The following is an 18177-nucleotide window of genomic DNA, read 5'->3' on the forward strand; positions in this document are numbered from 1 at the left end:
CGGGATCATGACATAGGGGTGAAACGGCCGCGTAAAAGCGTGCGCTCCCTGCCCTGACCTTGTCGCGTAGGCTGGAATGGCAATCCCAGCCTATGCAGGCCGCCAGAAAGCTGGGATTGCCATCCCAGCCTACCTGCGTCTCACAGCATGAGACTGCTACGCCGCTGCGCGCTGCCCGAAGTACCGCGCCGGCGGATGGCCGAAGCAGCGGCGGAACATGGCGATGAAGGCGCTGGTGCTGGCGTAGCCCAGGCCGTCCGCAACCGTAGCGACGGGCAGGCCTTCGGCCAGTTGCTCCAGCCCTTTGGTCAGCCTTGCCTGCTGGCGCCACTGCGCAAAGCTCAAGGCGGTTTCGGCGCGAAACAGGCGGCTGAGCGTGCGCGCGGAAAGCCCGGCCCAGGCGGCCCAGTCTTCCAGGCTGCGATTGTCGTGGGGCTGTTCCAGCACGGCCTGGGCGATGCGCAGCAGACGCCGGTCCATCGGCATCGGCAGATGCAAGGGTTCAAGCGGTGAATCGCGGATCTCTTCGAGCAGCACCGTCATCACCCGTTCCTGCCGCTCATTGAGTTCGTCGCTCCAGGTCCAGGAGCTGGCGCGATGGACCAGTTCGCGCATCAGCGCGTTGACGCCGATCACCCCCGGTCGCGGGGGAAGGCAATGGGCGCTGTCCGGATGCAAAAACACGCCCCAGCCGGTCAGCGGGCCATTGATGGTGACCTTGTGCATCTCGCCCGGCGGCATCCACCCGGCGCGGTGTGGTGGCAACAGCCACGAGCCGTGCGCGGTATGCATGTGCACCAGGCCGCTTTCCACGCAGAAAAATTGTCCGCGCGCGTGGCTGTGCCAGTCGTAGCTCTGGGTGTCCGGCTTGTATTCGCTGAAGGCTTCGCCGTCATCCCAATAGGCGATGAGGGCAGGGCCGTCGAGGCGCTCGATCAGCTGATAAAGCTCCTGCTTGGTCCGTTGCATGGCCGAATCTCGACATTTTTTGGCCAAATGACGTTATCAGCTTGTCATGTGCCTTGCCTATCCTTGGCTCTGCTGACCAGTAGACAGCATGGGTCAGCCGCGCCGCTGCCGCCGCTCGCGGCTTTTTTTCTCGACGAACTACTCCAGGGGTTGCCGATGACCGTGCCAACAGGTGCTGTCCGGAAGGCCTGGTGCGCCCGATGTCTGTCACGGCATGCCTTGTTCGTCCGTCTTTATGAGCGATCCGCTGTACCCGAAAAGGAAAGACCATGTCCCCCCTGCAACTGGTTTCCCTGAAGTCCGAGGTGTCCCGATCCCCGCTCGAGACCTTCGTTGCCTGCGCCCATCAAATGCTCGATCCGGCCACGCCTGAAGCGGTGCGGCGCGCGATGGAGCCACGCCTGCTGGCGCAATTGCCGGCGCTGCGGGCGCTGGGCGTGTTCGAGCTGTTCGAGCTGCGTGACCCGGCCTTGAAAACCTGGCTGGCCGACGAGCTGGCCGAACTGTTGGCGTCCGGTCGGGAATAATTCATGTCTGTCCATTTGCTGTAACAAAAGGTGTCCAACATATATTTGCCTTGACAAATATTTTTGAGGCAATAGAATACGCGTCCATGAATACCGGACCGCTCGTTACTCCCGCCAACCAGGAAAGCCTCGGCCTGCTGATCAACCTGGTCCGGGTCGAGTTGGTGCGCAGCATCGAGGCGGAAATCGCCGCCAAGGGCCTGGACCTTCGCTACATCCAGTTCGTGATGCTCAAGCGGCTGGCCATGCTGGGGCCGATGTCGGCCACGGAACTGGCTCGCTCGGTGGAACTGGATGGCGGCGCCATGACCCGCCAGCTCGACCAACTGGAGGGCAAGGGCTATTTGCGCCGCCGCCCGCATGAACAGGACCGTCGAGCCCTGCGCATCGAACTCACCGAGGCCGGCAACGCGCTGTGGCAGCAATTGACGGGTTGTAGTGACCGCGTGCTGGAAGCAGCGCAGCGGTCATTGGACGAGATCGAGCGGGAACGCTTGCATGACTACTTGAGTCGCGTGCTGCAAGCCTTGCGCGACAAGAACAAGAGCTGACGGATCCAAGGGGGATCCATGCCACATCGGGCACGAAAGCTGCCCGTTGCTACGCCGCCAGCCGGTACACGCCGGTTTTGGCGATTCGGGAAGACCAGGGACGCTTCCCGATGGACCGCTTCATTCACTTCAAACTTCGAGATTGAAAGCCATGCGTCTGCAAACTCTTGCGGCTGCTGTCGGACTCAGCTTCGCCCTGGCCGGTTGCGCGACCAGCGGCGGCCTGCACCCCAATGGCAGGTTGACCGAGCCCTCCTCGCTCAAGGCTGATCGCAGCCTGGCGAACGTGCAGGTATCGGATGCGGCCTGGCCGAAGGAGGATTGGTGGACTGGCCTGGGCGATGCCCAGCTCAGCGCCCTGATCGCCGAGGCCCTGCGTGACAACCCCGGCCTGGCCGAAGCCGACGCGCGTGCGCGTCAGGCGCAGGCCGCGGCCGGCGCCGCCGATGCTTCGCGCAAACCGAGCTTGAACGTCGGCGGTAGCTTCGGCGAAGCGCGCATTCCCACCTCCATTCCCGTATTCGGCACCGGCCATGTCGGCGCGCTGAAATACGCGGACGCCAGTTTCAAGTGGAACGTCGACCTGTGGGGCGGCCAGCGCGCGACCTGGGAAGCGGCTCTGGGCCAGCAGCGTGCGGCGGATGTAGACGCTCGGGCCGCGCGTATCGAGCTATCCACCAATGTCGCGCGTGCCTACGTGCAGCTTGGGTATGCCTACGCGCAACAGGACGTCGCCGCCGCCGAACTGAAGCGCGCCGGCGAAGCACGTGACCTCACGCGCCAACGCGTGGCCGCCGGCATCGACAACCAGATGCAGTTGAAGCAAAGCGATTCGGAAGTGGCCAGCGCGCAAGGGCAGAAGGCGCAAGCCGATCGCAGCGTCGATGCGGCGCACACGGCTTTGTCGGTGTTGCTGGGCAAAGGTCCCGATCGCGGCCTCGAAATCGCCCGGCCGCAGTTGCTGCCGCCGGCGGCGCTGGCGGTGCCGGCGAACCTGCCGGTGGAATTGGTCGGTCATCGCGCCGACCTCGTGGCGGCACGCTGGCGCGTGGAAGCGGCAAGCAAGGACATCAAGGCGGCCAAGACCGAGTTCCTGCCCAACCTGAACATCGGTGCGATGGCGGGCCTGATCAATCTCGGCGGGGCCAACCTGTTCTCGTTGCAGAACCGCTTCTACGAAGTGGCGCCGGCGATCAGCCTGCCGCTGTTCGATGGTGGTCGCCGCCGCGCCAACTTGAACAGCAAGGATGCGCAGTACGACCTCGCGGTCGCGCAATACAACAAGACGCTGGTGTCCGCGGTGAACGAAGTGGCCGACGACTACGACGCCGTCGCTTGGATGCAGGAGCAAATCCAGGCGCAGCAGCGTGCGCTGGATGCGGCGAACGATGCGTGGAAGCTTTCCGAGCAGCGCTACAAGGCCGGCATCGGCAACTACCTGGAAGCGCTCAGCGTACGCCAGGAGCTGCTCGCCGCCGAACAGCGCATGGCCGCCCTGCGCGCCCAGCAATCCGATCTCAACGTACAACTGATCCAGGCGCTCGGCGGCGGTTTCCGTCCGCAGGCCGAAGCCGAACTTTCCTCCCGGTAATTCAACGTTTCTGAGGCACCCCCATGTCCAGTCCGAATCCCAATACTGCCGACACGTCCGCCGTGCAGGCACCGCCGGCCAATAACCGGCGTGGCGTCCTGTTGCGGCTGCTGCTGGCGGTGATCGTGCTTGCCGCCATTGCGTGGACGGTTTGGTATTTCCTTGTCGGCCGCTGGTACGAGAGTACCGACGATGCCTACGTCAACGGCAACATCGTGCAGATCACGCCGCGTATCGCCGGCACCGTCATCAGCATCGGCGGTGATGACGGCGATCTGGTGAAGCAGGGCGACGTCATGGTGCGGCTGGACCGCTCCGATGCCGACGTCGAGTTGCAGCGCGCTGCCGCGAATCTCGCCAACACGGTGCGCCGGGTGCGCGGCCTGTACAGCACCGTTACCGGTGCGCAAGCGCAGGTCGCGGTAGAGAAGATTGCGCTGGAAAAAGCGCAGGCCGACTACAACCGCCGCCGCGATCTCGCCAAGAGCGGCGCGATTTCCGCCGAAGAGTTGGCGCACGCTCGCGATGCGCTCACCTCGGCACAAAGCGCTTTGGCGACCTCGCAACAGCAATTGCAGACCAACAGTGTGCTGGTGGACGACACCGTTGTCGCCTCGCATCCCGACGTGAAGGCTGCTGCCGCGCAGTATCGCGCCGCTTATCTGGATGACGTGCGCACCGTGATGATTGCGCCGGTGACCGGCTATGTTGCCAAGCGCACCGTGCAAGTGGGACAGCGCGTCCAGCCGGGTGCAGCGCTGATGGCAGTGGTGCCGCTGCACCAAGTGTGGGTGGACGCCAACTTCAAGGAAACCCAGCTCACGCATATGCGGATCGGCCAGACGGTCGAAGTCACCTCCGACGTCTACGGCAGCTCGGTGAAATACAAGGGCCAGGTGGAAAGCCTTGGCGTGGGTACCGGCAGTGCGTTCTCGCTGCTGCCGGCACAGAACGCTACCGGCAACTGGATCAAGATCGTGCAGCGCATACCGGTGCGCGTGGTATTCACCGATCCCTCGCAGCTGGACAAGAATCCGCTGCGCATCGGCATGTCGCTGACCACCGACGTGAACCTGCATGACCAGAACGGCCCGACGCTGTCGCAGTCGCCGCGCACCGAACCACGCTTCAGCACGGACGTGTACAAGGACCAGCTCGCCGATGCGAATGCACAGATCGAGCGGATCATTCACGAAAACCTGGGTCAGGCGGTGAATGCCAAGGGCGCCGCTCCCATGGCAAAAGCGCGCTGATTCGCTGGAGCAGCACCATCTATCACCCCTCTCCCTGCGGGAGCGGGGCAGGGGGTGAGGGTCCGGGCGGAGCGCGACGTTGAAGGTTCAGGCAAGTCTTGATCTACGCGCGCCAATCGCACCCTCGCTCCAACCCGCTCCCGTGAGGAGAGGGGCCAGCTATACGCATCGTTATGCAGGTGACATTTCATGAGCACCCATTTCCGTCCACCCAACCTGGTTCTGGCGACGATCGGCTTGTCGCTGGCCACGTTCATGCAGGTGCTGGACACCACCATTGCCAACGTGTCGCTGCCGACCATCGCCGGCAATCTCGGCGTGAGTTCGGACGAGAGCACCTGGGTGATCACCTCGTTCGCGGTGAGCAACGCCATTGCCTTGCCGCTGACCGGCTTTCTCACCCGTCGCTACGGCGAGGTGAAGCTGTTCGTGTGGGCCACGCTGGCGTTCTCGATCGCCTCGTTCCTGTGCGGCATCGCGCAGAGCATGGGCATGTTGATCGTATTTCGTACCCTGCAAGGCGCCGTGGCCGGTCCCATGTATCCGATCACGCAAGCCTTGCTGATCGGCATCTATCCACCCAACAGACGGCCGATGGCGCTGGCGCTGTTGGCGATGGTGACGGTGGTGGCGCCCATCGCCGGCCCGATTCTCGGCGGCTGGATCACCGACAACTACTCTTGGCCGTGGATCTTCTTCATCAACGTGCCGATCGGCATCTTCGCGAGCTTCGTGGTGGCCAACCAGCTGCGCCTGCGTGAAGTGGTGACCTCACGCCCGAAAATGGATTACGTGGGCTTGATCACGCTGGTGATCGGCGTGGGCGCGCTGCAGGTGGTGTTGGACAAAGGCAATGACGAAGACTGGTTCAATTCCAACTTCATCATCATCACCTCGATCATCTCGGCCATTGCCATCGCCGTGTTCCTGATCTGGGAGCTGACCGACAAAGAGCCGATCGTCGATCTGAAGCTGTTCCGCCATCGCAACTTCCGCATGGGTACCATTTCGCTGGTGCTGGCCTATGCGGCGTTCTTTGCCATCAACCTGCTGGTGCCGCAGTGGCTGCAGATCAACCTGGGCTACACCGCCACCTGGGCCGGCTTCGCCGCGGCGCCTCTGGGTATCCTGCCGGTGATTCTTACGCCTTTCGTAGGCCGCTACGCCGCGCGCTTCGATTTGCGCATGCTCACCGCGCTGTCCTTCGTGGTGATGGGGGCCACCTGTCTGATCCGCTCGGGCTTCTATATCGGCGTGGACTTCAATCACATCGCCTCGGTGCAGTTGCTGCAAGGCCTGGGCGTGGCGCTGTTCTTCATGCCGGTCACGACCATTCTGCTGTCGGATCTGCAGCCGCATGAAATCGCCTCGGGCGGCGGCGTGGCTACCTTCCTGCGCACAGTGGGTGCCAGCTTCGCCGCCTCGCTCACCAGCTTCATGTGGGAACGCCGCGCCGTGCTGCACCACTCGCAACTCGCCGAACAGATCACGCCCTACAACCCGACCGCGCAGGCGGTGATCAACCAGAGTGGCAATACGCAGACAACGTTTGCCAGGTTGAATGAAACGATCAGCGCGCAGGCACTGCAGATTTCCTTCAACGAAATCTTCCACGTGCTGGGCTTGATCTTCCTGTCGCTGATCGTGGTGATCTGGATGGCCAAGCCGCCGTTTGGGGCGAAAGCCGGGGCAGGTGGCGGCGGCCATTGAGTGTAAGCGTTCGCCGCAATAAAAAAGGCCTCACACGAGTGAGGCCTTTTCATTTAGCTGGTGCGCGGCTTAGAACGCGATGCCGACCACCGCCATCGTTTCGCCGCGATTGGGTTCATGCATGCCGGCGTTGGAGATATGGCGCAGGCCAACGCTCCAATGATCGCCCTGGTAGCCGAACGTGGTGGTGAATTCGAAGGCGCTGCTCAGTGCCATGGTGCGTCCGGTATGCAAGGTGGGCTGTTCGCTGATGAACAGGCGCCGGTACCACGCATCGGCGGGGCCGTAGTGGAAGCGCACGCCGGCGGCCACCAGGCCGATGCTGTCGCGGGTGGTGTAGCGGCTGCTGTCGAAGCGCTTGAGGTCGCGGCCGCTGATCCAGCCGGCGGTGATGTCGGGCGCCCAGCTGAAGTTGCTGCTGCCGAACTGATGCTGGTCGAAGATCACTTCGCCGAAGGCGGCAGGCGCGCTGTAACTATCCATGTAGCTGACGCCGCCTTGCAATTCGAAGCGAGCCGCCATGGCGGGGAGGGCCGGCAAGGCAAACATCAGCACGGCGGCGGCGAGGCGTGTAACGGGATGTAAGCGCATGTGGGATGCCTATGTAGGGGATCAGGAAGCGTTTATGTACTAGAAAGTTTACAAATGATTAAGGCGGCTTGCCAGCCATATTGGTGTCATTTGCGGCAACTCAATGTTGCGGAAGCTGGATCCGTACAACGAAAGCGGGATGTAAGCCTGCAATGCCTGTAGGTGTAGGCTGAGCCGATAGTCCCAGCTCTCTACGCAGCATCCCGATGCTGGGATTGCCATCCCAGCCTATGCGTGTAGCCAGGACGGTGACGGGTAGGCGGAATAGATCAGAGCATTCCTAGTGCTCTTCCAGGCTCCTGGACACCTGCCACTGCGTAATATCCAGGAACGCGCGCACCATCGGGTCATCCGCATCGTCGCGGTAGATCGCCCATACGGCCGTAGCCGCTTCCGTATGGGCCAAGGGGCGATACACCACGTTCTCCACCTTCATGCGCTGGATCGAGCCAGGTAGCACCGCTACGCCAAAACCGCCGGAAATCAGCCCGATGATGGTAGGCAGCTCGCGTACTTCATACAGGATGCGCGGACTGAAGTCGGCGCGCGTGCACAGAGCAATAATTTCGTCGTACAGACGCATGCTCAGGTGGCGCTGGTAGACGATGAAATCCTCGTCGGCCAGTTCGTGGATGCCGACCGGTCCGCTGGCGGCGGCCAGCGGGTTGCTGGCATGCATCGCTACCGTCAGCGAATCCTTGAATAGCTCCATGGCCTTGATGCCGGGCGGCAGCGCTTCCGGGCGGATCACGCCCACGTCGATCAGGCCTTGCTCCAGCGCGTCGATCTGCAACGACGTAGCCATTTCATGGATCAGCAGGCGCACCTCGGGCAGGCGTTCGCGAAAACGGGCGAGCACGCGCGGCACCACCACCGTGAACGGGACGGAGGACACCAGGCCCAGATGCAATTCGCCCAATTCTCCACGCTGCGAACGCGCCACGGATTCGGCAGCTCGCTCGGCCTGGGTGAGGATGGTGCGCGCACGAGGCAACAACGCGCTGCCGGCGCTGCTCAAGGTGATGCCACGGCCCTTGCGCTCGAACAACTTGGCGCCCAGGCGTGTTTCGAGCGCGTGGATCTGCTGGCTGAGCGGCGGCTGCGAAATGCCTAATCGTTCTGCCGCCCGGCCAAAATGCAATTCGTCGGCCACGGTGACGAAGTATTTCAGATGCCGCAGCTCGAGGTAATCATTCGTCATACATATCAAGCCATTCGCTTTACTGTATCGATCTTAGCAAGTCGTACAACTAACCTTCACGTCTGTCGGCGAATTCCCCCCGAGGCCCTGGGCAGGTGCCCATCCTTGAGTCGCCACAACGTCATACCCGCGTGACCGGCTTCGCCCTGAGGCCTTCTGCGAACGTGGCGGCAAGGCAAAAACGAGCACATGCAAAGGATTGCAGATAGTCATGTCCAAAGCGCCGCCCACCATCGGGACGCTTCTTGAATCCCTCTCGCCGCCCCGACGAGTCATCCCTGGAGTACATCCATCATGCTGAGGATCGTACGGCTTGCATTGGAGCGGCCTTACACCTTTGTTGTTCTCGCGTTGCTGATTCTGATTGTCGGGCCGCTGGCGGCCTTGCGCATGCCAACCGACATCTTTCCGGACATCAAGATCCCGGTCATCGCCGTGGCATGGACGTACACCGGCCTGCCGCCAGACCAGATGGCCGGTCGCATCGCCTCGCCGTTCGAGCGCGTGCTCACCACCACGGTGAACGACGTGGAGCACATCGAGGCGAAGTCGATGGCCGGTTACGGCATCATCAAGATCTTCTTCCAGCCCGGCGTGAACATCGCGACCGCCAACGCGCAGGTGGCGGCGGTGTCGCAAACCATGCTCAAGCAGTTGCCGCCGGGCATCACGCCGCCGTTGATCCTCAACTACAACGCGTCGACCGTGCCGATCCTTCAGCTTGCCCTGTCGGGCAAGGGCCTCAGCGAGCAGAACCTGGCCGACCTGGGCCAGAACATCCTGCGCCCGCAGCTCACTTCAGTGGCGGGCGCGGCGATTCCCTATCCCTACGGCGGCAAGACGCGCCAAGTGCAGATCGACGTGGATTCCGCAGCGCTGCAGGCGCGTGGCTTGTCTGCGCAAGATATTGCCAATGCGTTGGCGGCACAGAACCTGATCGTTCCGGTCGGCACGCAAAAGATCGGTGCGTTCGAGTATACCTTGAACCTCAACGACGCGCCGTCCGACATCAACGAGTTGGGCAATCTGCCGATCAAGCAAGTGAACGGCACCACGATCTATATTCGCGATGTCGCCCATGTGCGCGACGGCTCACCGCCGCAGACCAATATCGTGCACGTGGACGGCAACCGTTCCGTGTTGCTCACCATTATGAAAAACGGTTCGGCATCGACGCTGGCCATCGTGGCTGGGATCAAGCAGCGTCTGATCGACAGCAAGGGCCTGCTGCCGGATAGCCTCAAGGTAGCGCCGATCGGCGACCAGTCGTTGTTCGTGCGCGCGGCGATCAGCGGGGTGGCACGCGAAGGCGTGATAGCCGCTGCGCTGACCAGCCTGATGATCCTGTTGTTCCTCGGTAGCTGGCGTTCCACCGTAATCATTGCGGTGTCGATCCCGTTGGCGATTTTTGGCGCGATCGCCTTGCTGTCCGCCTTCGGCGAAACGCTGAACATCATGACCCTGGGCGGCCTGGCGCTGGCCGTGGGCATCCTGGTGGACGACGCCACGGTGACCATCGAGAACATCAACTGGCATCTTGAGCACGGCAAGGACGTGGAAACGGCGATTCTCGATGGCGCCAAGCAGATCGTGACGCCAGCCTTCGTATCGCTGCTGTGCATTTGCATCGTATTCGTGCCGATGTTCTTCCTGGACGGCGTGGCGCGCTTCTTGTTCGTGCCGATGGCCGAATCGGTGATCTTCGCCATGGTGTGTTCGTTCATCCTCTCGCGCACCCTGGTGCCGACGATGGCGAAATTCCTGTTGAAGCCGCATGCGCCGCACGTCGATGAGCAAGGCGTGTACGTAGAGCCGCCGCCGTCGCGTAATCCGTTGGTGCACTTCCAGCGTGCGTTCGAGGCGCGCTTCGAACGTGTTCGCGGCGTGTATCACGGTATGCTTGATCTTGCCCTGGCCCACCGCAGGCCGTTCGTGGTCGGTTTCCTGGCGTTCGTGCTGGTGTCGTTCCTGCTGGTGCCGTTCCTGGGTCGAAACTTCTTCCCCGACGTGGACGGCGGCCAGATCCTGATGCACGTGCGTGCACAGGTTGGCACGCGCGTGGAGGAAACCGCCAATCTGTTCAACCGGATCGAGGGCACCGTACGCACGGTAATCCGGCCGGAAGACCTGGGTACGGTGGTGGACAACATGGGTCTTTCCGGCAGCAGCATCAACACTACGTACAACAATACCGGACTGATCGGTGAACAGGACGGCGACATCCAGATCGCACTCAACCAAGGTCATCGCCCCACGGCCGAGTACGTGCGCCAATTGCGCGAATTGCTGCCGCGCAAGTATCCGAACGCGACGTTCTCGTTTCCGCCGGCAGACATCGTCAGCCAGATCCTGAACTTCGGTTCGCCTGCGCCGGTCAATCTGCAGATTCGCGGTCCCAATCTGGCAGCTAATTTCGCCTACGCGAACAACCTGCTGGGCCAGATCAAGCGCATTCCCGGCGTGGTCGACGCACGCATCCAGGAATCGCAGGCCAACCCAAGCTTCGACGTCAACGTGGATCGTACACAAGCGCAGTTGCTCGGCATCACTGAGCGTGACGTCACCAATAGCATGGTGGTTAACCTGGCCGGTTCCAGCCAGGTAGCGCCGACGTACTGGCTCAATCCTGCCAATGGCGTGTCGTATCCGATCGTGATGCAGGCGCCGCAATATGCGCTCGACAGCCTGGCGCAGCTGCGCAACCTGCCCATCAACGGCAGCAATGGCCAATCCCAGGTGCTGGGCGGCCTGGTTACGCTCAAGCGCAACAACACCAATGCGGTGGTCGACCAGTACGATATCCAATCGGTGGTGCAGATCTACGCAGCCACACAAGACCGCGATCTTGGCGCGGTAGCCGCCGACATACAGAAGCTGATTGCCCAAACGGCCAGCCAGCAGCCGAAGGGTTCCCATGTGATGCTGCTGGGCCAGGTTGAGACCATGAATAGCGCTTTCTCGGGCCTGCTGTTTGGTCTGTTGGGTGCAATCGTGCTGATCTATCTGCTGATCGTGGTGAATTTCCAGTCATGGAGCGATCCGTTCGTGATCATCACCGCGTTGCCTGCCGCCTTGGCCGGCATCGTGTGGATGCTGTTCGCCACGCATACACCGTTATCGGTACCGGCGCTGACTGGCGCGATCATGTGCATGGGGGTGGCTACTGCCAATTCGATCCTGGTCGTGAGCTTCTGCCGCGAGCGCCTGGCCGAACACGGTGATGCCGCGCTGGCGGCGCTGGAAGCCGGCTTCACGCGTTTCCGCCCAGTCTGCATGACCGCCCTGGCGATGATCATTGGCATGGCGCCGATGGCGTTGGGACTGGGCGAAGGCGGCGAGCAGAACGCGCCGCTTGGTCGCGCGGTGATCGGCGGCCTGATTTTTGCCACCGGCGCGACGCTGCTGTTCGTGCCGGTGGTGTTCAGCATCATCCATGGGCGCCACCACCATGCAGCAAAGAAAGCTGACGCCTCAGGAGAACCAAGCTATGTCGTCTGAAGCAACCCACCGTCCTTCACAAAATCTTTCAAAGCGCGGATTGCGCCTTACTGGCATCGCGTTGGTGATGGTTCTGCTGGTCATCGTGGTGATCGGACTCATTACGCGCGCCACGCAGGCGAAAAGCCTGAAAACCTGGACCCAGGAGCAGGCCGTTCCCACTGTCGCCGTGGTCATGCCGGAACCCGGCAAGGCCGGTCCGGTGCTGGATCTGCCCGGCCAGTTGCAGGCTTATACACGAGCGCCGATCTATGCGCAGGTCAGCGGCTACTTGAAAGAGTGGAAGACCGAAATTGGCGCGCCGGTGAAGGCCGGCCAATTGCTTGGTGAAATCTCCACGCCGGAATTGGACCAGCAACTGCAGCAAGCACGCGCAGACCTCGCCAGCACCAAGGCGAATGCGGACCTGGCTGCGGTGACCGCCAAGCGCTGGCAGGCGATGTTGGGCAGTGATTCGGTGGCCCAGCAGGACGTTGACCAACGTACCGCCGATTACACCGCCAAGCTGGCGCAGATGAGAGCGGCGCAGGCGAACGTGGAGCGCATGGAGGCGGCCAAGGCCTTCGCGCGCATCGTGGCACCCTTCGACGGCGTAGTGACGGCGCGTGATACCGACGTCGGCGCGTTGATCAATGCCGGCGGCGGCACCGGCCCCGAGCTGTTCGTGGTGTCGGACATCCACAAGTTGCGCGTGTATGTACAGGTGCCGCAGCGCTATGGGCCGTCCATTCGTCCCGGCAGCATGGCCGTGCTTACGGTGCCCGAATACGCGGACCGCCAATTCCACGCACAGGTGACCGCCATCGCCAATGCTGTCAACGTCACCTCAGGTACTACCTTGGTGCAATTGCAGGTCGACAACGTCGATGGCCAGCTGATGCCGGGGGCTTATGCACACGTGCGTTTCAACCTGCCGGTGGACGCCGCCGCGCTGCGCGTGCCGGCAAGCTCGCTGATTTTCGACAATGCCGGTTTGCGCGTGGCAACGCTCGGCAGCGGCGATAAGGTCGCCTTCAAGAAGGTGAGTATCCTGTTCGACTACGGCAAGTCGGTGGAAATCGGCAGTGGCCTCAATGCCGACGACCGCGTGATCGACAGTCCACCGGACGGCATCAAGGACGGTGATGCCGTGAAGATCGCCACCGAGGACGCCATGGCGAAGCCGCATGAAAAAGTTTGAGTCCCTGCTGTTAGTCGCGATCGCCGCGGCATTGGGTGGTTGCTCGCTTGCGCCACCGTATCAACCGCCGCCCACGCCGTCGGCGCAGGCGTATCGTGATCTCGGCCCGTGGGTAGCCGCGCAGCCAGCCGATCAGCTGCCGCGCGAAAACTGGTGGCAGCTGTACCACGACACCGAGCTGGATGCGCTGCAGACCAAACTGCTGGCAAACAACGCGGATCTCGCTGCCGCGCTGGCGCATTACCAGCAGGCCCAGGCCTATGCGATGCAGGCACGTTCCGATCTGTTCCCGCACATCGGCGCCGGTGCCACTGGACAGCGTCAGCGCCAATCCGATCATGCGCCGCCGCTGCGCAATCCCAGCGCGCCATCGGACTACAACAGTTACACCGTCGATGCGCAGGCGAGCTATGAAGTGGATCTGTGGGGCAGGGTGCGCAACTCGGTCGAAGCAGGGCGTGACAATGCGCTGGCTGCGCAGGCGGATCTCGCCGCGGCACAGCTGAGCCTGCAAGCTGGGCTCGCGGACAGCTATCTTCAGTTGCGCGGGCTCGACCAGCAGATCGAATTGTTGCAGCAGACCATCCAGGCCTACGAGAAAGCACTGAAGCTTACGCAGACGCTACATGGCGGCGGCATCGTATCCGGCCTGGACGTATCGCGTGCGCAAACGCAGCTTTCCGATGCGCGCTCCCAATGGTCGCAAACGCTCGCCCAGCGCGTGCTGATGCAGGATACGATCGCCGTGCTGGTGGGCGAAAATGCAGCGAACTTCAGCCTGCCGGCGCGCATCGAGCCGGTCGAAGTGCCGGTCATTCCGCTGGATCTGCCTTCGACCCTGCTGCAACGGCGCCCCGACATAGCCGCGGCGGAGCGCCGCGTCGCCGCAGCCAATGCAGGCATCGGCGTTGCGCGCGCCGCATGGTTCCCTTCGTTGACGCTCAATGCGCAGGGTGGCTACCAAAGCACCGGCTGGGCGAACCTGCTTACCGCGGGAAATAACATCTGGGCCTTGGGGCCGACGCTGGCCCTGAATCTCATCGATGGCGGCTACCGCAAGGCGACCGTCCAGGCGGCCAAGGCAAAGACCGATGAGGCCGGCGCCAGCTATCGCGGTGTCGTGCTGGGCGCTTTCCAGCAGGTGCAGGACAACCTTGCCCTGCTCGATCACCTGGGCACCGCCAGCGCCAATCAAAAAGATGCCGCCGATGCCGCCCGGCATGCACTGGATCTTTCGATGAGCCAGTACAAGCAGGGCGCGGTCAGCTACCTGGACGTAGTCCAGGCGCAGACCACTGAGCTGCAGGAGAAGCGCGGCCTGTTGGAGCTTGATACCCAGCGACTGCGCGCCAGTGTGCAGCTGATTCGCGCCCTCGGCGGCGGGTGGTCGGTTGAGCAGCTGGCGCAAAAATGATCGCCGCGCTTAGGCTCTCGTCGCTCCGGGTATTCACGTAGGCTGGGATGACAATCCCAGCTTACGTTCTCGCTGTAGCCGAATGTGCTGAATAAATCAGAGCAGCCCTAGTCGCGTGACCGCAACGTGGTGCGAACTACATGTCACGGTGCAACCAGCCCGAACTGTAGTAGAACTCGTGCAGCTGACTATCAGAGCCGACGTATTCGATTCGTACCGCACCGTCTGAACCCGTGAACTCAACCGGATCGCCGGCTAAAGGAATTGCGCCGCGCGTTGCCTTGGTCAAATCGTTGTGGACCCATGCGTTTGTCCACCACACGAGTTCATGAAGATCGTTGTCAGTACCGCGATAGATGATACGTGGCGCACCACCGGCCATGACCCCTCTGGGATTTCCTTGCGCCGGTGTCGCACCCGTCAGACTGGTAACGTCGGTGTGATGCCAGCCTGCGGAATCCATGAGAAATTCATGGACGTCGCCTGCATTGTCTCGATATACCACTCGGGGATTGCCGGATGAATCGACATATCCTTGCGGATCCGAGTAGGCGCTACCCGATCCTGCGATCCCCGTCATTTGCCACTGATTCCAGGCATTGTTGAAGTAGTACAGTTCAACCACCTGGTTGTTTATGTCCCTATAGACAATGCGGGGAACCCCATTGGCCACGTAACCCATGGGCTTCCCAATAGCATTTACTTGGGTAGGAGCACTAGGCAGGCTATTTTTACTCAGATCAAGGTCATGCCAGCCGGTGGAATCCAGCGAAAGCTGGTACACATCACCGGAAAGCTGGTAGACGACATGGGCTGCGCCAGTGGCGTCCGCGTAGGGCTTCGGATCGGATACCACACTATTTGGGGGCGGCGTCGACGTCATTTCCCACTCGGACCACGCACCATTTTGCTCGAAGATTTCCCGGATACATTGAGCCGTGTCGAGATAGACCACCCTGGCCTCGTTGTTGGCGAAATAGCCCGCCGGGTCTCCGGCGGCGCTACCGGAAGCCAAGTTCAGCAACGTATTGGGATTGCCACTGAGATCGCTGCTAAAGAGATTGATATTGGTACCATCTCGGTACACCACGCTAGGGCCAGGCTGATTGAAGGTGGACGGTGAGCCTGACACTTGATGGGGGATGGTAGGTGTTACGCGAAGCTTCGATACGGACATCCCCATTTGCGCATAGTCTCCGGCGGCCGGAGCAACCTCCCCATTTACGCCGATAAGCGTGACGGCATACTTCAGTGGGTCCGTTGAAAGCTTGTCATAGCCAGACTGACCGGAAGAAGCCACCGCACTGAGCACATGAGCGAAGTCGCTGGTGCTTATACGAAAATGCACCTTTTTCTCAGGAGAAAAAGTCCCCGATTGAAAGTTTATGGAGTCACTCGGCAAAGGCGATTGTAACCATTCCGAAGGATCGGTCGTGCTTTGGTTGATCGTGGTTTGGGCAATGGGGAGGAAGGTGGTGTTCGTAGCGTCTGTGTGAACTAGCTTTAAGCTGTCATCTCCCGGTTTTGGAGAGTAATAGCCTATTTGGTAGGTGAATTTGCATTTTACCTTCTGGTTGACACCGTTGACGACTATGTCGATGTAGCAGCCGCCACTCTCATCTTCCAGAATAAGCTCAAAATAAGCTTGTCTCGATGACCACTCGCTTTGAGTGGGGCCGTTTCCCGTGGATAGATCGTTTGCTACGGCAGTCCAGAACGAAATGTCCACGTCATAAGCATTCGACGGAAAGAGCATTGCGTAAGGCGGGATGTTGTACCAGCAACCTATATTCAGCGAGCCGGAACCTTTGGATAGCTGTGTAGTCGGGTCCTGGGTATTCAGCCAAAGGCCGACTTCATCACCAAGCACCTGGACGCCACTATATCCGTATTGATTCGTGTGACCGCGTTGATAGTCCGAGAGCGAAAGGGTTGAGGGGATGGTGAGATAAGTGTAGGTACCCAATGGCCAGCTAATGTCCACCAGAGGCGGATAACTCATATCCCACGCGTCCCTTACCACAAAGCGGTTATAGGCGGGAAAATCATCGGCGCCTTGAGGGCTCTGTACCACTTGATCAACCGTCGTCTTCTGGTCGACGGAAGGTTGATAGAACGGCAGCGATGGTGGCAGGCTTCCACTTGCATTGCTCGGTACCAGACCGATAGGCATACAGTCTGTTGGCCCAAGTGATACGGTGCCAACCGTCGATGGAGTGCTCGCTCGAACTGCGGCGGTTGGTAAACATAGCTGTGCTGCCGAAACCAGTAAGGCGAATACGCCTCCTATCCAACGATGCCTACTAGGTTGAACTTCCTGCATTTTGCTACTCCCCTGTCCATGAACGTCTGAATCCAGTCCGAGTTAATACTTTCGACTGAAGATGGCTTGCAGCTCAGATTCCCGCTTGAGCTGATATTGAGTCTAGCTGGAATTGTCTTGGGCCCAACTGCGTGCTCGCAGCAGCGCTTAACGCCTTTACTCGTCATGCCAGCATGCGCTGGGATAAAAATGAGGTGCTGTTGGGGCTTTGCTAATGAAATTGTATCGAGGAACGTATCTTTGTCGAACCCATGCAACAATAGGCGGACCAAGAGCCGAGAGCCACGCATGAGCACCAAGCCCAACGCCGATACCAGCGTCAACAAGGAAGGCGAGAAGGACGCCGCCAACCCGCCGGGTGGCATGCATGGTCCGCATCATTGTGCCTTGGATATGGCGGAGATCGCCGCGCAGGACGAAGTACAGCACGAAGACGCGCTACGCCACTCCTCGTTGCGGGTGCCTCGGTAGGCTGGGATACCTTAGCGCGTAGGCTGGGATGCTAATCCCAGCGTTCCATACGGCATGCTGCCGGGATTGCCATCCCAGCCGCGTCTTAGTTGATCGCGACGTTTTCGGAAGAAAGCTGGTCCGGCAGCACGAACTGAAAGCCGCGCTGCTCCAGCCGGGTGAGCATGGCATCGAGCGCCGCGGCGGTCGTCGGCTTTTCATGCATCAGCAGGATCGAGTGGTCTGCGGTCTGCTCGACGCTGTCGTTGAGGATCTGCTCCGGTTCCGTCGTACGACCGTCTTCGCTGTTGGCGTTCCACAGCATTTGTTTCATGCCGGATGAGCGCACGACCCCGGCGATCCGCGGCGAAGTCGAGCCAAACGGCGGCCGGAAGTAGTAGGGCCGCATGCCGGTGAGTTCCGCGATGCGGTTGCTGCAGCCACTGATCTGATGCTCCAGTGCCGGCGCCGCGAGCCGGTCCAGCCGCAGATGGTCGTAGCTGTGATTGCCGATCAGGTCGCCATCACTTTCGAGCCGGGCCAGCACGCCACGGTTAGCTGAGTTGATGTGACTGCACACCAGGAAGAACACAGCGTGCGCATGGTGCTTGCGCAGCGTCGTCATGATCTCTTCGTCCACGCCGTAGCCATACGGGCCGTCATCAAAAGTCAGCACCGCATACTTGCGGCCCGCCAGGAAGTCGCTGATCTTGCGCCAGACCTGTGTGTTGGCGTGCTTGAGGCTTTCGTTACCCTGGTCCAGTACAAAATGTGGCGCCGCGATGCCACGCCCGGTCAACAGCAGCGCGTAGAGCAGGAAGGTCAGCAAGATGCCGCAAAGGGCGACGTAGCGGCGGTAGGCATACCACAGCATGGGGGCTCACTTGTATTGGATGCTTCGGTGGTTGCGCCATCGGGC

At 61.3% G+C, this 18177-nt stretch carries 14 protein-coding genes; 9 read left to right on the forward strand and 5 right to left on the reverse strand.

Translation table 11 applies throughout. The features are described from left to right. Window positions 1–156 precede the first annotated feature (156 nt). Window positions 157–969: an AraC family transcriptional regulator gene (locus QQJ96_RS21785; protein ID WP_284334142.1), complete on the reverse strand. Its 813-nt coding sequence runs from the start codon at window positions 967–969 to the stop codon at window positions 157–159. A gap of 269 nt (window positions 970–1238) precedes the next feature. On the opposite strand from QQJ96_RS21785, the gene QQJ96_RS21790 reads away from it, so the two are divergent. The 5 genes from QQJ96_RS21790 to QQJ96_RS21810 all read left to right on the forward strand — a co-directional run bounded on the left by QQJ96_RS21790 (window position 1239) and on the right by QQJ96_RS21810 (window position 6601). Further along, a complete protein-coding gene (locus QQJ96_RS21790) occupies window positions 1239–1496 on the forward strand; it encodes a hypothetical protein (RefSeq protein WP_284334143.1) in 258 nt (85 codons plus the stop codon). A gap of 86 nt (window positions 1497–1582) precedes the next feature. Next, window positions 1583–2047 (forward strand): MarR family winged helix-turn-helix transcriptional regulator, encoded by a 465-nt coding sequence (locus tag QQJ96_RS21795; RefSeq protein ID WP_284334144.1) that lies wholly within the window; start codon window positions 1583–1585, stop codon window positions 2045–2047. 151 nt (window positions 2048–2198) lie between these two features. Continuing rightward, window positions 2199–3638 (forward strand): efflux transporter outer membrane subunit, encoded by a 1440-nt coding sequence (locus QQJ96_RS21800; RefSeq protein WP_284334145.1) that lies wholly within the window; start codon window positions 2199–2201, stop codon window positions 3636–3638. A 23-nt stretch (window positions 3639–3661) separates the two neighbouring features. Continuing rightward, window positions 3662–4891 carry an HlyD/EmrA/EmrK family protein gene (locus QQJ96_RS21805; RefSeq protein WP_284334146.1) on the forward strand — a complete coding sequence of 410 codons (1230 nt, stop codon included), beginning with the start codon at window positions 3662–3664 and terminating at the stop codon, window positions 4889–4891. 189 nt (window positions 4892–5080) lie between these two features. After that, complete coding sequence (locus QQJ96_RS21810) at window positions 5081–6601, forward strand: DHA2 family efflux MFS transporter permease subunit (protein ID WP_284334147.1); 1521 nt, start codon at window positions 5081–5083, stop codon at window positions 6599–6601. Between the two features lie 69 nt (window positions 6602–6670). On the opposite strand, the gene QQJ96_RS21815 is transcribed toward QQJ96_RS21810, so the two are convergent. Further along, window positions 6671–7192, reverse strand: coding sequence for an acyloxyacyl hydrolase (locus QQJ96_RS21815; protein WP_284334148.1), 522 nt, complete (start codon window positions 7190–7192; stop codon window positions 6671–6673). A 280-nt stretch (window positions 7193–7472) separates the two neighbouring features. Then, complete coding sequence (locus tag QQJ96_RS21820) at window positions 7473–8393, reverse strand: LysR substrate-binding domain-containing protein (RefSeq protein ID WP_284334149.1); 921 nt, start codon at window positions 8391–8393, stop codon at window positions 7473–7475. A gap of 294 nt (window positions 8394–8687) precedes the next feature. On the opposite strand from QQJ96_RS21820, the gene QQJ96_RS21825 reads away from it, so the two are divergent. From QQJ96_RS21825 to QQJ96_RS21835, 3 genes are read left to right on the forward strand one after another with little or no spacing between them, the layout of a single operon-like run. Beyond that, entirely contained in the window at window positions 8688–11891 is a 3204-nt protein-coding gene (locus tag QQJ96_RS21825) for an efflux RND transporter permease subunit (RefSeq protein ID WP_284334150.1), read from the forward strand. After that, on the forward strand, window positions 11881–13071 hold the full coding sequence (locus QQJ96_RS21830) for an efflux RND transporter periplasmic adaptor subunit (protein WP_284334151.1): 1191 nt from the start codon (window positions 11881–11883) through the stop codon (window positions 13069–13071). The genes QQJ96_RS21825 and QQJ96_RS21830 overlap by 11 nt, the downstream gene beginning before the upstream one ends. Then, the gene (locus tag QQJ96_RS21835; protein WP_284334152.1) at window positions 13058–14485 is read left to right on the forward strand and encodes an efflux transporter outer membrane subunit; all 1428 of its coding nucleotides are present in this window, start codon (window positions 13058–13060) and stop codon (window positions 14483–14485) included. The genes QQJ96_RS21830 and QQJ96_RS21835 overlap by 14 nt, the downstream gene beginning before the upstream one ends. 136 nt (window positions 14486–14621) lie before the next feature. Here the strand turns inward: QQJ96_RS21835 and QQJ96_RS21840 are convergent, their stop codons facing one another. Beyond that, a complete protein-coding gene (locus QQJ96_RS21840; RefSeq protein ID WP_284334153.1) occupies window positions 14622–16658 on the reverse strand; it encodes a hypothetical protein in 2037 nt (678 codons plus the stop codon). Window positions 16659–17096: 438 nt separating this feature from the next. Here QQJ96_RS21840 and QQJ96_RS21845 point away from each other — a divergent pair, with 438 nt between their 5' ends. Next, window positions 17097–17279, forward strand: a complete 183-nt coding sequence (locus tag QQJ96_RS21845; protein WP_284334154.1) for a hypothetical protein — start codon at window positions 17097–17099, stop codon at window positions 17277–17279. Window positions 17280–17364: 85 nt separating this feature from the next. On the opposite strand, the gene QQJ96_RS21850 is transcribed toward QQJ96_RS21845, so the two are convergent. Next, entirely contained in the window at window positions 17365–18132 is a 768-nt protein-coding gene (locus tag QQJ96_RS21850; protein ID WP_284334155.1) for a polysaccharide deacetylase family protein, read from the reverse strand. Between the last annotated feature and the right edge of the window lie 45 nt (window positions 18133–18177).

Origin of the sequence: Dyella flagellata (genome assembly GCF_030160275.1) — a bacterium.
GTDB lineage: Bacteria > Pseudomonadota > Gammaproteobacteria > Xanthomonadales > Rhodanobacteraceae > Dyella_B > Dyella_B flagellata.

What these genes read in the sequence shown, in the direction of transcription:
- QQJ96_RS21785 (WP_284334142.1), bottom strand. Translation starts at nt 969, where the DNA reads ATGCAACGGACCAAGCAGGAGCTTTATCAGCTGATCGAGCGCCTCGAC.
- QQJ96_RS21840 (WP_284334153.1), bottom strand. Translation starts at nt 16,658, where the DNA reads ATGCCTATCGGTCTGGTACCGAGCAATGCAAGTGGAAGCCTGCCACCA.
- QQJ96_RS21815 (WP_284334148.1), bottom strand. Translation starts at nt 7,192, where the DNA reads ATGCGCTTACATCCCGTTACACGCCTCGCCGCCGCCGTGCTGATGTTT.
- QQJ96_RS21830 (WP_284334151.1), top strand. Translation starts at nt 11,881, where the DNA reads ATGTCGTCTGAAGCAACCCACCGTCCTTCACAAAATCTTTCAAAGCGC.
- QQJ96_RS21810 (WP_284334147.1), top strand. Translation starts at nt 5,081, where the DNA reads ATGAGCACCCATTTCCGTCCACCCAACCTGGTTCTGGCGACGATCGGC.
- QQJ96_RS21850 (WP_284334155.1), bottom strand. Translation starts at nt 18,132, where the DNA reads ATGCTGTGGTATGCCTACCGCCGCTACGTCGCCCTTTGCGGCATCTTG.
- QQJ96_RS21835 (WP_284334152.1), top strand. Translation starts at nt 13,058, where the DNA reads ATGAAAAAGTTTGAGTCCCTGCTGTTAGTCGCGATCGCCGCGGCATTG.
- QQJ96_RS21825 (WP_284334150.1), top strand. Translation starts at nt 8,688, where the DNA reads ATGCTGAGGATCGTACGGCTTGCATTGGAGCGGCCTTACACCTTTGTT.
- QQJ96_RS21820 (WP_284334149.1), bottom strand. Translation starts at nt 8,393, where the DNA reads ATGACGAATGATTACCTCGAGCTGCGGCATCTGAAATACTTCGTCACC.
- QQJ96_RS21800 (WP_284334145.1), top strand. Translation starts at nt 2,199, where the DNA reads ATGCGTCTGCAAACTCTTGCGGCTGCTGTCGGACTCAGCTTCGCCCTG.
- QQJ96_RS21805 (WP_284334146.1), top strand. Translation starts at nt 3,662, where the DNA reads ATGTCCAGTCCGAATCCCAATACTGCCGACACGTCCGCCGTGCAGGCA.
- QQJ96_RS21845 (WP_284334154.1), top strand. Translation starts at nt 17,097, where the DNA reads ATGAGCACCAAGCCCAACGCCGATACCAGCGTCAACAAGGAAGGCGAG.
- QQJ96_RS21790 (WP_284334143.1), top strand. Translation starts at nt 1,239, where the DNA reads ATGTCCCCCCTGCAACTGGTTTCCCTGAAGTCCGAGGTGTCCCGATCC.
- QQJ96_RS21795 (WP_284334144.1), top strand. Translation starts at nt 1,583, where the DNA reads ATGAATACCGGACCGCTCGTTACTCCCGCCAACCAGGAAAGCCTCGGC.